Annotated in this window: 7 protein-coding genes; 2 read left to right on the forward strand and 5 right to left on the reverse strand. The window is 65.4% G+C overall.

All coding sequences use genetic code 11. The features are described from left to right. The 4 genes from ACSQ84_RS18340 to glmU all read right to left on the reverse strand — a co-directional run. A partial coding sequence (locus ACSQ84_RS18340) for a beta strand repeat-containing protein (protein ID WP_436213119.1) occupies positions 1–2,442 on the reverse strand: 2,442 nt, incomplete at its 3' end. 118 nt (positions 2,443–2,560) lie between these two features. Further along, entirely contained in the window at positions 2,561–6,034 is a 3,474-nt protein-coding gene (locus ACSQ84_RS18345; RefSeq protein ID WP_436213120.1) for an autotransporter outer membrane beta-barrel domain-containing protein, read from the reverse strand. A 262-nt stretch (positions 6,035–6,296) separates the two neighbouring features. Beyond that, the gene (locus tag ACSQ84_RS18350) at positions 6,297–9,722 is read right to left on the reverse strand and encodes an autotransporter outer membrane beta-barrel domain-containing protein (protein ID WP_436213121.1); all 3,426 of its coding nucleotides are present in this window, start codon (positions 9,720–9,722) and stop codon (positions 6,297–6,299) included. Between the two features lie 599 nt (positions 9,723–10,321). After that, entirely contained in the window at positions 10,322–11,680 is a 1,359-nt protein-coding gene (gene glmU, locus ACSQ84_RS18355; RefSeq protein ID WP_436213122.1) for a bifunctional UDP-N-acetylglucosamine diphosphorylase/glucosamine-1-phosphate N-acetyltransferase GlmU, read from the reverse strand. A gap of 236 nt (positions 11,681–11,916) precedes the next feature. Here glmU and ACSQ84_RS18360 point away from each other — a divergent pair, with 236 nt between their 5' ends. Together ACSQ84_RS18360 and ACSQ84_RS18365 are read left to right on the forward strand one after the other, a co-directional pair. Next, the gene (locus tag ACSQ84_RS18360) at positions 11,917–13,302 is read left to right on the forward strand and encodes a hypothetical protein (RefSeq protein ID WP_436213123.1); all 1,386 of its coding nucleotides are present in this window, start codon (positions 11,917–11,919) and stop codon (positions 13,300–13,302) included. A 137-nt stretch (positions 13,303–13,439) separates the two neighbouring features. Continuing rightward, positions 13,440–13,820: a hypothetical protein gene (locus ACSQ84_RS18365; RefSeq protein WP_436213124.1), complete on the forward strand. Its 381-nt coding sequence runs from the start codon at positions 13,440–13,442 to the stop codon at positions 13,818–13,820. On the opposite strand, the gene ACSQ84_RS18370 is transcribed toward ACSQ84_RS18365, so the two are convergent. Beyond that, positions 13,780–15,405 carry a beta-(1-6) glucans synthase gene (locus ACSQ84_RS18370; protein WP_436213125.1) on the reverse strand — a complete coding sequence of 542 codons (1,626 nt, stop codon included), beginning with the start codon at positions 15,403–15,405 and terminating at the stop codon, positions 13,780–13,782. The genes ACSQ84_RS18365 and ACSQ84_RS18370 overlap by 41 nt on opposite strands. Positions 15,406–15,627 lie beyond the last annotated feature (222 nt).

Consider the following 15,627-nt stretch of genomic DNA (forward strand, 5'->3'; position numbering starts at 1 on the left):
GAAATTCGCATTTACGGTCGCGCCGCCGAGCGTCGCGGTTCCAGTAACGTTGGTACGGTCGGCGCTGGCGGGCGAGATTTCCACCATGTAGCTCGACGCCGCCGCGAACACGAGGCTGCCCTGCACCGTCAGGAGTCCGATCGAATTGCCGGGCGCCAGCGCACCGCCGGCGTTGATCGTGGTGTTGCCGACGGTGCCGTTGCCACCGAGCGAAGCGCCGGCATTGACTGTTGTCAGCGATGAAGACGCGATCGAGCCGCTCACGCTCAAGGTGCCGTCGTTTACGGTGGTCGGCCCCGTGTAGGTGTTGGCGGCCGAAAGTATCAGCGTGCCCGATCCTGTCTTGACCAGCGCACCGGCTCCGCCGCCTGCGACCCTGCCGGCGATCGTCATCGTGAAGGCTTGCGTGTCGATCGTGCCGACGCCCAAAAGCGTGAGCGTGTTGCCGGCGTTGAGGATGGTGAGACCCGCGGCACCCGATCGCAGCGTGGTACCGCCAAACATGGTCAGCCCAAACACACCGACCGGAGCGCCGAGCGCGGCATTGTTGCGCACCTCGATCGTGCCGGCGCCGAGATTGGTGCCGCCGCCATAGGTGTTGGCGTTGGTCAGCACCAGCGTGCCCGTGCCGATCTTCCCCAGCGTGCTGAGGCCCGAGATGACGCCGGACAGCGTCATCGTGTTGGCCTGGGTGTCGATCGTGCTGTTGGAGCCGAGGTTGATGGCATTGGCGATGGCGAGCCCCGCGGCGCCCGACCGCAGCGTGCCGGCGGTCATGGTCAGCAGGCCAGTGCCCAGCGCGGCGTTGTTGCCGACCTGGAGCGTGCCGGTCGAGTTGATGCCACCGCTGTTGATGTTGGCGTTGTTCAGGACCAGGGTGGCGCCCACCCCGGCGCTGAGCACCGCGGTGAGGGTACCCGCGCCTGACAGTTGGCCGTTCCATGTCAGCGTCTGGCCGCTCGCGACCTCAACGGTACTTGCGGCCGTGAGCGCGACACTCCGACTGCTGTTAATGGAAAGGCCTGCCTCTAGCTTGCCGCCATTGAGCGTCAGCCCTCCGGAGGTATCGCCGAGGGCGGCATCTGCGTTGACCAGGAGCGACCCGGCCGAGATCGTCCAGGGCGTGACCGCGGTCGTCGCGCCGCTCAGTACCCATTGACTTGTGCCGGTCTTTTCGAAATTACCAAAATTCCGATACTGCGCCGCCGCACCGATAGTGGAGGCATCGAAGCTGCCGTTGGTTGTGCCGCCGAGGCGGAACGTGTCCGCAGTGCTGAAGCCAATGACATTGCCGTTGATCGTGGCGCCGGCCTGCAACTCAAGTACGTTCGTGCCGCCGGTAAACGTAATCGCGTTGGAGCGGGCGCCGGCGCCGCCGTTGGCAAGTCCACCGCTAACCGTGCCGGCTCCGCCCACGATGATCGAAACACCGCTTCCGCTAATGCCAACTCCGCCTGCGCCCCCGGTGCCGTTGGCAGTAGTACCTGTTCCCAAAGCGCCGCCATTACCGCCGCTGATTGCAGCGTTCACGGTCACCGACCCGCCGGATGAGAACACGATTCCGGTGCCGCCGACGCCACCGCTGCCCCCTCTGCTAACCGTTGCCGCTGCGGCGTTTCCGCCATTGCCACCGCTGCCCGCCGTGACATTGGAATTGACAACGATGTTGGTCGCGGCACCGGAGAATACGATGGCGTCCCCGCCGCCGCCGCCGCCACCGCCACCTGCGACGTTGCTTGGTCCGTTGGCAGTGCCGCCTGCGCCGCCGGCCCCGCCGGTCACCACCTGATTGATCGTTAGCTGATCGACGGTTTGCTGCGTCAGCAGGCCCAGCCCGCCACCACCACCGCCGCCGCCGGTTCCAACACTTGCCTGCGTCGATGCCCCGCCGACGCCACCGGCTCCGCCCGTGATTGCACCGCCGAGAATCGTTGGGCCCGCGATGGCACCCGTGGCTACCGCGCCGTAGCCACCAGCACCACCTCCGCCGCCATCTCCGAACAGGCCACCAGCGGCGGTTCCGCCGTCGCCGCCGGCCCCACCCGTGGCCGCGGCCCCCGGCAGGCTCGCGCCCACAGAACCATGCACATTGCCCGCGCCACCGCCGCCGCCGCCATCACCGGCCGTACTGGAACCATTTGCGCCCGCGACGCTACCGCCAAGGGCACCGCCGCCTCCAGTACCGCCCGCACCAAACGTCGCGCCGGCGCCGCCGCCGCCAGCACCATTGCTACCGCCGGCGTTCAATCCCACGCCGCCAGCACCCGTCGCCGAGGATCCACCGCCGAATGAAACGCCGCCACCGCCAGTGCCCCCGGCACCGGTCAGGGCGCCGGCACCACCCGCGCCACCATTCGCCGCGCCGCTGCCGCCTGTCCCACCGGCATAGGCCGGGTTTGGCAGGCCGGCCGCCGCCACCGCCGCGAGTAAAGTTCCCGCCAATGCGCTGGTTCGCAACAGCGCTCCGCGACGATGCGAATCCGTTCGGACGCCGTTGGTGGCTATCGACTTGCTATTCACCGGATTCCCTCGCCCATCACTGACTCGAAGATCAAGACGCTCACCATGCGTAGCGCACCACACCCTTGCCGGCGTAGCTCTCGGTCACGTTCGAGAACTCGCCCTCGAAGGTGCCTGCGATCGACCAGCCGTTGAGCCATTTCATTTCCGCCGAGCCCGTAACCAGGGCGGCGTCGGCGGCCTGCCGCGCGCCGTTGACGACGAAGCTGGCGCCCGGCAGCGTCTGGAACGTCGCGCCAATCGAGCGGTCCGGATTATAATCATGCGCCCAGGCGGCGCGGCCACGCAGGGTGAAGATGCCGTTTGGCATCGCGAATGATTTGTCGGTGCGCAGGCCGAGTTCGCTGCGGGTACTGGTGACGCTTTTGGAATTATAGGCGAGCGCAAATGTGTTAGCGCCGACGATCGCCTGCTCGGCGTAAGCGGGCAATTCGAACGTGGTGAATTGTCCGGCGGCGTAGGGCGTCCAGCCGAATCCGTGGCTGACAAATCGATAGCCGCCTTCGACGCGGCCCGACCACGCATTGGCGTTGAACTGCGCGCGTAACTGGTCGACACCCGCAACCGTCACCGTGCGGTCCGTCGTGATGTCCTGCCAGCCATAGGCCAGCGCACCTGAGATGTACGCCGCGCCGACATTGTGCCGGATGAACGCGCCGGCCTGGAACAGGTCGGATCGGCCCGAGCCAAATCCGTTGACGCTGAAATTGGTGCCGCCGCCGGCGAGTGCGAAACCCGCCAGTGTGTTCGGCGAGATGCGATAGTCCGCGCCGACAGCGCCGGCCGCGAGGCTGCTGCGCGTATTGTTCGATCCGACCACGGTGTTGCCGTCCGTCGTCTGCGAGCCGCCAAAGCCCGCCGCCCACACGCTCCAGCGCTGCTCGAAGGTTTGCACCAGCGGCGGCGCCTTGGTGTAGATCGCCGCGTAAGCATCGCGCTCGTTCTTCGAACGCGATTTGCCTCGCGCGGCGTAGGCAAGGCTCTCCTCCTCCGCATACGCATTCGGATTGCCGCCGCCGCTGATCGGATCGCCGCGCCCGGCGATGAACGGATCGGTCATCACGCCGATGAACTGGTTCATGGCGTTGAACGTGGTCTGCTGCGATCCGGTCGCGGTTTCGCCGGAAACCTGCGTCAGCGCATTGGCGAGACCGGTTCCGGTCAAGGCGAACAGCGCATTAAAACCCGCCGGCATGTTGGCGCCGGCATTGAGCGCGTTGTCGATTCCGGCCGCGACGTTCTTCTGGTTGATGGTGGCGTTGGCCGGCAGGTTCGGCGACAGCAGGCCGGGATCGACCGTCAGCAACACGTCGTTGCCGACATAGCTCAGCCGCGCATTCCGCGCAAAGCTGTTGGCCGCGAGAAAGTCCACCGTGGAGAAGCTGCCGCTGACGGTGCCCGCGTTCAGAATGGTGTAGGTGGTGGTTGCGGCGACGCGCGCCAGCGGATCGACCGTAACCTTGCCGGCGAGATTGGCGGTGCCAGTCACGACGGTCTTATCGGACGACGTGCCCGAGATCTGCACCAGATAAGTCGAGGCCGCCGTCATCGTCAGGCTGCCATTGACCGTAAGCGTGCCGATCGAATTGCCCGGCGCCAGCGTGCCGCCATTGATGATGGTGTTGCCGACCGTGCCGGTGCCGCCGAGCGTACCGCCGGCATTCACCGCAAGGCTCGCCGCCGACGTGAGGTCGCCATTGACGCTGAGTATACCGCCATTGACGGTGACCGGACCAGCGTAGGTGCCGGTGCCGGTCAGCGTCCAGTTCGAGGTGCCCGTCTTGTCAAACGAGGTCCAGCCAGCATCGATCTGGCTGACGTCGAAACTGTTGGCCTCGCTGCCCGCGAGGCGGAATGTGTCGGTACCGCTGCCGATGACCTGGCCTGCCAGCGCGGCGCCGGCCCCCTGCATGATCAGCGTGTTGTTGGCGCCGGTGAACGTCACGGCGGTCCCGAGGGTTCCGGTGATCGCACCGGCATTGACGATCGTCGTCGAGCCGGCGGCCCGGATGCCGGTTGCGCCCCGGATGGTGCCGTTGTTGGTGAGAATATTGTTCGTGCCCGTGACGACGACGCCGGTGAACTGGTCCCCGAGCACGGACGCGCCGGCGCCCACGGTGATGGTAGCGCCGCCCGTGCCCGACGCAGCCGCCAGGATTCCCGGGAAAAGGAAGCCGGCTGCACTGCCGCTGACGGTTCCACCAGTGACCGTCACTGTGATGCGGCCATCCACCACGTTTGCGACGATTCCGCCGCCCATCGGGCCGGTGACGTCTTTCGACGTCGTGACGGTGACGTTGCCGCTGCCGGCGGCGTTGGCGGCGATCCCCTCGGTCACGCCAGAGACCGTGCCCGCCGGCGCGATCAGAACATTGCCGTTACCGCCGGCAGCCGTCGCCAAAATGCCGGCATTGGTCGTGGACGTCACGTTGCCGATGCCGGTCACCGTGACATCGCCGCCGCCATTCGCAGCCGCGAATATGCCGGCACCTGTGGCCGTCACGGTGCCGGTGCGGTTGACCGTTACGCTGCCGATATTGTTGACGCCGTTCACCAGCGCGCTGATACCCGCACCGCCGACGGCGTTGACGTTGCCGGCCCCGCCCACCGTGATAGAGCCGTCGGCGCCGGCGGTGTTATTGGCCTGGCTTGCGGAGATACCCGGGCCCGCAGTGGCGGTGACAACGCTGCCGCCGGTGATCCTGACGTTGCCGGTGCCGGCGTGGCTGGCGGTAATGCCCGCCGAGCCTGTCGCAGCGCCTGAACGGTCGATCAGGATGTCGGACGCGTTGGTCGCCGTGCTGATACTGGTGGAGATTCCGGCGCTGCCCGCCCCGCTTGCGCTCCCGCTGCCGCTGATGGTGATGCCACCGCTGGTGCCGATATGCCCCGCGATGATGCCATGCGCTCCGCCGGTCGCAGCGCCGCTGCCATTGACCAGGATGTCGCCGCTACCCGCCGTCTTAATCGCCGAAATGCCTGAATTAACGGTGGTGCTGAGCACCGCCGCGTTGCTGGTGACCGTCAAGTTTCCTGCGCTGCCCGAGGCGGCTATGATCGCATCGCCACCCGTCGCGGTGACCGCGGCATTTCCGGTATAGGTGATCGCGCCAAAATCGTTGACGAGCCTGACGGCGGCACTGGCCGTGCTTATTATCCCGAAGGTCGTGTCATTGTGATTGAAGGTCAGCGTGCCCGCCGCCGTGACGAGGACGCCTGCGCCGCCGCTATCGATCTTGCCGTCAACGTTGGCGTTCACGACCGTAGAGCCGGCGAAGAACGTAAAGAGCGCGCCGGCGGTCGCCGGAGTAACGGAATCACAGGTCACGAGCGGGCCGAACTCGCCCGCGCAGGCCGCGAGCGCGCTCTGCGGATGACCCACGATTGCGGCGATAAACGCGCCGGTGAAGGCCGTGCCGGCCAGCAGCGCGGTACGGCGTCGCGGCGGAGAGAGCGTCGTGCGTTCAATGAGGTGAATGCCGTCCGACCGCTTCACGACCCCTGAGGAGCGCATTTCAAATTTCCTAGCCAAACGCCTGCCACCTTGACGGGGGCGGCCGTACTGAAAAGAAAGCTGGGGAACGCAATAGCCGGATTCGTGATACCGCAAAGTCGGACATCGAGATCCCGATTACAACCGGCTCCCCGCCGATTTGCGGCCAGTGTGATGGCCGCGCAACAACCGGCTGCATGTTTTGCGGGCACCCCGTCGAATGTGACAGCCCGGCGCGTCGTGACGCTGTATCGGGCGAGCCGTACCGTCCCGGCCGGCCCCCTCACCAGGCGTAGCGCACCACGCCCTTGCCGGCGTAGCTGCGGGTGACGTTGGAGAACTCGCCCTCGAAGGTACCGGCAATCGACCAGCCGTTGAGCCACTTCATCTCGGCCGAACCCGTGACTAGCGCGGCATCGGCGGCCTGCCGCGCGCCGTTGACGACGAAGGATGCGCCCGGCAGCGTCTGGAACGTGGCACCGATGCTGCGGTCCGGGTTGAAATCATGCGCCCATGCCGCGCGGCCGCGCAGGGTGAAGATACCGTTTGGCACCGCGAATGATTTGTCGGTGCGCAGGCCGAGTTCGCTGCGGGTGCTGGTCACGCTCTTGGCGTTGTAGGCGAGCGCAAATGTGTTAGCGCCGACGATCGCCTGCTCGGCGTAAGCGGGCAGTTCGAACGTGGTGAATTGTCCGGCGGCATAAGGCGTCAGCCCAATGCCTTGCGTCACAAAACGATAGCCACCCTCGATGCGGCCCGACCACGCGTTGGCATTGAACTGCGCGCGCAGCTGGTCGATACCCACAACCGTCACAGTGCGGTCGGTGGTGATGTCCTGCCAGCCATAGGCCAGCGCACCGGTGATGTAGGCCGGACCAACATTGTGCCGGATGAAGGCGCCGGCCTGGAACAGGTCGGATCGGCCCGAGCCAACTCCGTTGACGCTGAAATTGGTGCCGCCGCCGGCGAGTGCGAAACCCGCCAGCGTGTTCGGCGAGATGCGGTAGTCGGCGCCCACGGCGCCGGCCGCGAGGCTGCTGCGCGTATTGTTCGATCCGACCACGGCGTTGCCGTCCGTCGTCTGCGATCCGCCGAAGCCGGCGGCCCAGACGCTCCAGCGCTGCTCGAAGCTTTGTACCAGCGGCGGCGCCTTGGTATAGATCGCGGCATAGGCGTCGTTCTTCGAACGCGATTTTCCGCGCGCGGCATAAGCGAGACTCTCCTCCTCCGCATAGGCGTTCGGATTGCCGCCGCCGCTGATCGGGTCGCCGCGCCCGGCGATGAATGGGTCGGTGATCAAACCCATGAACAGGTTCATGGCGTTGAACGTGGCCTGCTGCGATCCAACAGCGGTTTCGCCCGAGACCTGCGTCAGCCCGGCCGGTGTCAGGGCGCCGAACACCAGCGGGATGCCGCCGCTCGTGTTGAAGAAATTGATCAGCGCATTGCCGACCACCTGCTGATTGCCATTCAGGCCACCGCCGAAATTCGGCGTCGGAGTAAAGTCCAGCGCCAGGTCGAGATAGGCATTGCTGGCGTCGTAGCTCAGGCTCGACTTGAATCCGCCGGGCAGATTGGTGTTGACGACCGATCCGAACGTGCCGCTGACGCTGCCGGCGTTGAGGATCGTGTATTTCTTCTCGACATAGGTGCCCGCAGCAAAATTCGCGTTCACGGTGGCGCCGCCGAGCGTCGCAGCGCCGCTGACGAAGACGCGATCGGCATTGGTTGGCGAGACCTCGACCAGATAGCTCGATGCGGCGGCGAACACGAGGCTGCCGCTGACCGAGAGCGTGCCGATCGAATTGCCCGGCGCCAGCGTGCCGCCGGCGTTGACGGTGGTGTCGCCGACAATCCCGCTGCCGCCGAGGGTGCCGCCGGCATTCACCGTGAAGGTCGACGCCGACGACATATTGCCGTTGACGCTCATCGTGCCGCCGTTGACGGTGACCGCGCCCGCGTAGGAACTGATGCCGGTCAGCGTCCAGTTCGAGGTGCCGGTTTTATCGAGCAGGGTCCAGCCGCCGAGGATCTGGCTGGCGTTGAAGCTGTTGTCCGCGCTGCCTGCGAGGCGGAATGTGCCGGTGCCGCCGCCGGTCGTAGTGCCGTTCAGCGCGGCAGCCGCTCCGCTCATGATGAACGTATTATTGGCGCCGGTGAGAATTGCGGCGGTGCCGCTGGTCCCGGTGATGCTGCCGGTATTGGTGACGATGGCTGTTCCGCCCGTCGCGATCAGGCCGATACTGCCGCTGATCGCGCCATTGTTCGCGATTGTATTGCTTATGCCTCCGGCGACTGACAGGCCGAAAGATGCCGTGCCAATCACAACCGCGCCGGCGCCGACCGTGACGTTGATGTTGCCTGTTCCCGAAGCGGCGGAAATGCCGATCTGGGCCCCCTGGATCGTCCCGGCGGTAACGTTCACGGTATTGAGTCCGGCAGCCGTGGAGTTGACGACGCCGTGGGACGCCGTCCCCGTCACATTGTTCGCGACGGTTACGGTCGACGTTCCCAAGCCGGACGCCGACGCGAACATGCCGACGGCGCCGGAAACGGTGCCCGCAGCCGCGACCTGCACATTGCCACCTATGGCCGTTGCGAAAATGCCGAAGCCGCCGGTGGAGTTGACGTTGCCGACACCGCTCACCGTGACATTGCCGCCACCACTCGCGGAGGCGGTCAGGGCGGCGTTTGTGGCCGTCACGTTGCCGGTGCGGTTGACCGTGACGCTGCCGGAATTGTTGGTGCCGGTGACCTCCGCGATTATACCGAAACCGCCGACGGCGTTGACGTCGCCGGACCCGCCCACCGTGACGGAGCCGTTGGTGCCGGCGACGTTGTTGAGTTGGCTCGCTATGATGCCGGTGCCCGCCGTACTGGAAACCAGGCTGCCGCCGGTGACGGTGATGTTGCCGGTGCCGGCGTGGCTGGCGCTGATGCCCGACCTGCCTGTGACAGCGCCCGAGCGGTCGATCAGGATGTTGGACGCATTCGTCGCCGTGTCGATGCTGGCAGAGATTCCGGTATTGCTCGTGCCGGTGGTGCCTCCGCTCCCGCTGATCGTGATACCGCCGCTGGTGCCGTGATGCGCGACGGCGATGCCGGACGCCCCGCCGGTCGCAGCGCCATTGCCGTTGACCAGGATGTCACCGCTACCTGCCGACTTTGACGCCGAGATGCCTGAATTAAAGGTGCTGAGCACCGCAGCGTTGCTGGTGACCGTCACGTTTCCTGCGCCGCCCGAGATGGCGACGATCGCATCGCCAATCGTCGCGGTGACCGCGGCATTTCCCGTATAGGTGATCGCGCCAAAATTGTTGAGGAGCGAGACGCCGGTGCTGGCCGCGTTTGTTATCCCGAAGGTCGTATCGTTATGGTTGAAAGTCAGGCCGCCGGCCGCTGTGACGGTCGCACTTGCGCCGCCGGAATTAATATTGGCGCCCGCGTTGACATTGACCACTGTCCCGCCGGCGAAGCTTGTCGTGAACGTACCGGCCGTCGCCGGATTCGCGGCATCACACAGCACGCTGGCCGAATTCACGCCCACGCAGGCCGCGAGCGCGCTCTGCGGATTGGCTGCCATCGCGGCGATGAACGCACCGGTGAAGGCCGTGCCGGCCAGCAGCGCACGGCGTCGCGGGGGAGAGAGCGTTGGGCAATTAGCGAATTGGGGTCCGTCCGGCCGCCCAACGAACCCTGAAAAGCGCATTCAAATTTCCTAGCCGCCCCGTCGACCGACGGGCGAAGCCGTACCAAAAAGAAAACCGTAGACCGCAATTGCCGGACTCAGCGATTGGCCAACTTCGAACATCGAGACCCGAATTACAACGGGCTCCCCGTCGATTTGCGGCCGGTGTGACGGCGGCGCAACAACCGGTTGCATGTTTTCGAGGCGCGCCTTCGGATGTGACGGCGATGGCCGGATGGCGTGTCTCAGAAGGCTACCCGATGCGTGCGCCGAATGGATTACTCAACTCCCGGATGCGTCAGGCAGGCTACATGTTGCGTATTGGATGGTGCCGGGCCCCATTGATACTTTGCATGGGGTTGTTTTCGCAATTTTGAGTCCGGCTCAGCGACGCATCGCGTCCGGAACACGGGGCAACCGGTGTTGGCGATGAATGGAAGGTACTACGCCGTCATACGCCGTCATTGCCTGCGGCAAACGCGTAGCGTTTGCGCAAGGGAGCTCTTGCGACGACCCTGTCCGCCGAAGCTCAACGAGCGAAGGTGGAAGCATGTCCCAGCAAGCGGATTGCTTCGCTTACGCTCGCAATGACGTGGAGAGTGCGCGTGCTCGCACCCGCCTCACCCCTCCTTCTTCGCCTTCGCCCGCAGCTTCATCGCGCGGTAGCGCGCCGCGCCGCCCTCGCGGTTGTTCTGCGGGCTGCGTTCGACGGCCATCGCATCGTCGGGCACGTCCTTGGTGATGACCGAGCCCGAGCCGATATAGGCGCCGTTGCCGATTTTCACCGGCGCCACCAGCGAGGAATTGGTGCCGATGAAGGCGCCCTCGCCGATCGTGGTCTTGTGCTTGAAAAAGCCGTCATAGTTGCAGGTGATGGTGCCGGCGCCGATGTTGGAATTGGCGCCGACATGCGCATCGCCGATGTAGGAGAGATGGTTGACCTTGACGCCGGCTTCCAGAATAGCGGCCTTGGTCTCGACGAAATTACCGATCCGCGCACCGTCGCCGAGCGAGGTGCCCGGCCGCAGCCGCGCGTAGGGGCCGACGGACGCCTTCTTGCCGATCGAAGCCTGCACGATGTGCGAGAACGAATGGATCAGAGCGCCGTCGGCGATGGTGACGCCGGGGCCGATCACCACGAACGGCTCGATGGTGACGTCGCTGCCGAATTTGGTGTCGGCGGCGAGATGCACGGTGTCCGGCGCGATCAGCGTCACGCCGGCATCGAGCGCCGCCTTGCGCAGCCGCGCCTGCATCACCGCTTCGGCTTCGGCGAGCTGGGCCTTGGTGTTGATGCCACGCACTTCATCCTCGCTGGTTTCAATCACGACGGCCTCCAGTCCCATGTCTCTGACGATGCCAACCGCATCGACCAGATAATACTCGCCCTTGCTGTTGGCGTTGCCGATCCGATCGAGGACCGCCAAGGCCTTCCTGCCGTCGAACGCCATCACGCCGGCATTGCACAGCGTGATCTTGCGTTCCTCGGCGCTGGCGTCGGCCTGTTCGCGGATCGCCACCAGGTGCTCGCCCTCGATCAGCAGGCGGCCATAGCCGGTCGGATCGGCGGCGCGAAAGCCCAGCACGGCCAGGGCCGCGCCCTGTTCCAGCGGCGCGCGCATCCGCGCAAACGTCTCGGCCGAAATCAGCGGCGTATCGCCAAAGGCGACGATCAGATCGTCGGCGCCGCGCGCCAGCGCGTCGCGGGCGGCCAGCACCGCGTGCGCGGTGCCGAGGCGCTCGCGCTGGATGAAGGTCGCCGCATCGGGGCGCAGCCGCGCAACCTCGTCGGCGACCGCCTTGTGATCGGGGCCGATGACGACGGCGAGCGACGCACCGGCGCCATGCGGGGCGGCATCCAGCACATGGGCCAGCAGCGACTGGCCGGCCACCGGATGCAGCACCTTCGGCAGCGAGGACCGCATCCGCGTCCCCTCGCCGGCCGCGAGCACCACCGTCAGGCTGGATCGAGCAGTCATGAGAAGTCCTCAACTAGAGCGTTTTCCAGCGAAGTGGAATCCGGTTCGCGTGAAGAAAACGCGTCAAAACAGGAATCCCTTGCCGGGGCCAAATGCGCCGGCGCCGTCTTTAGGTGTTTTCGCTGTGAGTGGAAACCCGATTCGCCGTCCCGCAAAGTTCCGGATTCAAGTTCGTGGCGGATTTCCTGTTAATGTTTGCCGTGTGATTCGGCAGGCCTCGGGAGGGCCAACGACGTTTGGCCAGGAATTCCGACCATCGCGCTGACGGCCTCGACACGGACAACACCGGCGGCGTGCTGAGCGGTTTGCTGGCCGAGGAGGACGAACTCGACCGCCGCGCGCTGTGGCGGCTCGGGTCGTGGGGCGTCGGGGCGGTGGCCGCCGTCGTCGTGGCCGTGATGGCCAACCAGACCCAGCTCGGGTGGAAGCGCGACCAGATCGCCGCGGCCGACCTGAGCCAGCGAGCGCAGCAAATCCAGAATGTCGCCAATCAGACCGAGCGCGAAGCACGGCGGCTCGCCGCGGCCATCGATACGCTCAACAGCGATCGTGACCGGCTCTATACCCGCGTCAGCTCGCTGGAACAGGGACTGGACTCCGTGACGGGCGCTATCAAGCGCCAGAGTTCCACCGCGGCATCGCCCGCTCCTTCGCCGGCCGCCGAACTGCAGGCCGCGCAAACGCCGGCGCCCACCGTGGCGCCGGTGACGACGCAGACGGCCGCGGCAACGCCTGAGAAGTCCGCCGCGAACCCAACCTCTGCCGAGCCGAGCCCGGCGACGGGTTCGTCCGTTGCCAAGGATCCGGTCAAGGAAGCCGGCAAGACCGAACTGCCGAAGATTGAAGCAATGAAGGCGGACACGACCATGTCTGAAGCGGCCAAACCTGAGTTGGCCAAAGCGGAGCCGCTAAAGCCTGAAGCGCTAAAACCCGATATTGCTGCTGCGAAAATCGATACGGTGAAGATCGAAACTGCGAAGGCCGATGCCGCGACGCCGGCCACACCGCTCATGGCCTCAAAGTCCTTCATGGCGCCACCCGATCCCGCGGCAGCAAGATTGATGGAACCCACCCAATCTTCGAATTCGGTGATCGCGAGCCCGATCCCCGAAGTGATGGCCGCCGCACCGGCTACGGATGCTGAGGCGGACGAAGAAACCGGCCCGAAGGTCGCGATCCAGCGAACCCAGTTCGGGGTCGATCTCGGCACCGCCAATTCGGTTCCCGGCCTGCGCGCGCTGTGGCGCGGGCTGTTGAAATCGAGATCGAATGCGCCACTCGCCGCGCTGCGCCCGATCATCGTGGTCAAGGAAGGCACCAACGGACTCGGCATGCAGCTTCGGCTGGTGGCAGGCCCCCTGAACGACGCCGGGGCCGCCGCCCGGATCTGCGCCGTGCTGACCGAAAACAAGCGAAATTGCGATACGGCGATCTTCGACGGCCAACGATTGTCGCTGACCGGCGACGACCCCGCGCCGGTTCCGGGCGCAAAACCCGCACCACGCCGCCGCGGTGTGGCAGCGAAACGCGCCGCTGTCGTCGTGGTCGAGGAGCCAGCGAAGAAGCCGGAAACCTCAACAACGACCGCGATCTCGTCGTGGTTCGGCAAGAAGGGGCAATAAATATTTGGTCACAACGGGTTAAGGCAGGACTCTTAACCGCTTTTGACACCCCTTGATGTGCCGCAAGCGACTTGTCCCATCGGCCATTCCCGACCATATTCGCCCGGCAATCCACTGAGCCCAGAGAAAATGCCGCTGTGAAAAAAAATCCGTTCCGGCTGACGCCCTATCAGGTCCAGTTCCTGTTGGTGGTCGGCTTCGTCACCGTCGGCTATGCGCTCTATCTGCGCTATCTGGCCGTCGAGTTCTCGCCCGTCGCGCTGGCGTGCGACGCCGGGTTGCAGACGATGATCTGCAAGGCCCGCACGCTCGCCACCACCCTGTTCAAGAATTCGGTGTTCGGCATCGTCGCCCTGATCATCGCGGTGCTTCACGTGATGCGGCCGTCGATCGTGCTGCTGACCGGTGGGCTGGTCGCGGCCGGGCTCGGGATCGTGCTCTATAATGTCGCGCTGTCGGGGATCGCGATCGGGCTGCTTATCTTGGGCTTTGCGCGGCCCGCGCCCGCCACAGCGTAAGCGCGAGCAGGAAGTAGATCGCGCAGGTCCACATCGCCTGCCAGTTCTGCGCGCCTTCGTTCAATCCGATATAGAGCGCGGCCACCACCAGCAGTCCGGCAAAGGCGGATTCGGCAATCGGACGAACGCCTTCTTTCGGCCGGTTGACCAGCATCAAGGCGGCGAACGGCACCACGGCCATGGTGAGCGAAGCGAACGGAAAATCGCGATAGCGTGGATCGAACGTAAAACCGAGTGCGGTCTCCGCGCCGATCAGCGTGGCGACGATCAGCGTCAGGCCGAGCAGCGCGGTCAGCACCGAATCGGTCCGGCCATCGCGCGGTCCGAGCAATTCGAGGAAGGTCGGCAGCGGCCGCCCCGACATGGCGGCGTTGGCGCAGAGCATTGGCGCGGCGATGCCGGCCGCCAGCAGCGCGCCCCATTGCAGCCAGCCGCCGATCCCGTAGCTCTCATAGAACATCTTGTCGATGGCGACGCCGAGCAGCATGCCGGAGATCGTCGCTGATGTTCCGACCGCAAGCCAGGCAGTCACCCGCGGCTGCCAGGGCCGCCGCCGCAACGTCAGCCAGCCGGCGAGGAATACGAAAAAGCTGAGCGCCATGCCGCTTGCCATCTGCAGCTTCCAGAACGGAAAATTGCTGATGTTCTCGCCGGGCGGATATTTCACCGCGCGCTGTGCCGCGTCGATCAGGCCCCAATAGCCGCCGACGGTGCCCTCGAGCTGGCGCTTCCACGGCTGGTCGTAGGCCTCGATCAGGTTGACGCGAAAGCCTTCGCGCTTGGCGAGATCGAGAATTTCGGAAACCACCCGCGCCTGGTTGGTGCGCGACGGCAGCGCGCCCTCGCGCATCCGCCCGGCGCTGGGCCAGCCGGTCTCGCCGATCAGGATCTCCTTGCCTGGAAACGCGGCCGCCATCCGCTTGCGGATCGAATCGACATGGGAGGCGGCGAATTTCGCGCGCACCGGGATGTCTTCCCAGTACGGCAGGATGTGAATCGTGACGAAATCGACGGCATCATAGATTTCACGGTTGCGCAGCCAGAATTCCCAGACATCGGCATAGGTGACGGGGACGCTGACCTGCGGCTTGACCGAGCGGATATTGGCGGCGAGATCGGCGGTGGTCATTTCGCCGCGCAGCAGCACCTCGTTGCCGATCACCAGAGCGGTAATGACGCCCGGATATTGCTTGGTCAGGCTGACCGCAATTGCGATCTGGGAGGCGTTCTTGATCCGGTTGCTGCTGAGCCAGACGCCCTGCATGACCTTCAGCCCGACCTTGGCGGCGAGCGCCGGAACCTGGTCGAGGCCGTTCTCGATCGAATAGGTGCGCACGCAATCGCTGATCTTGGCGAGTTGCGCCAGATCCTGCGCAATTTGCTCCGCATCGATGTGCGTGGTCGGAACAAGCGGCGTCTGCACGTCGCGGAACGGTGCGTAGGATACGCATTGCAGTTTGGCGCTGGGATCGATCGGGGCGCGCACAAGCGTGATCGGGGTGGCAAGCCACCACCACACGGCCGCGATCATACCTAGCGATGTCAGGAGAAGCGCCAGCGGCGTACGAAGAGAAATCGGTTCCATCCTCCGGGCGGGGACCGTCGATTAGCCGGTCACCGGCGTTCTGCCAAGTCCAGCATAGACCTAATCCAAGAACCTGCTCCAAGTCTCCCCTGACGTCTTGCCCTGCGGCGATTTTACCCCGCCACGATAAAGTTGTGACTTTGCTGGACAAAATCCGAAATAACCGTCATGGGAATCCGGCAGTGTCTCCGCCGCATTGGGGACCAATTTGGACGGCAACTA

The organism is Bradyrhizobium sp. LjRoot220 (assembly GCF_964252915.1).
Classification (GTDB): Bacteria; Pseudomonadota; Alphaproteobacteria; order Rhizobiales; family Xanthobacteraceae; genus Bradyrhizobium.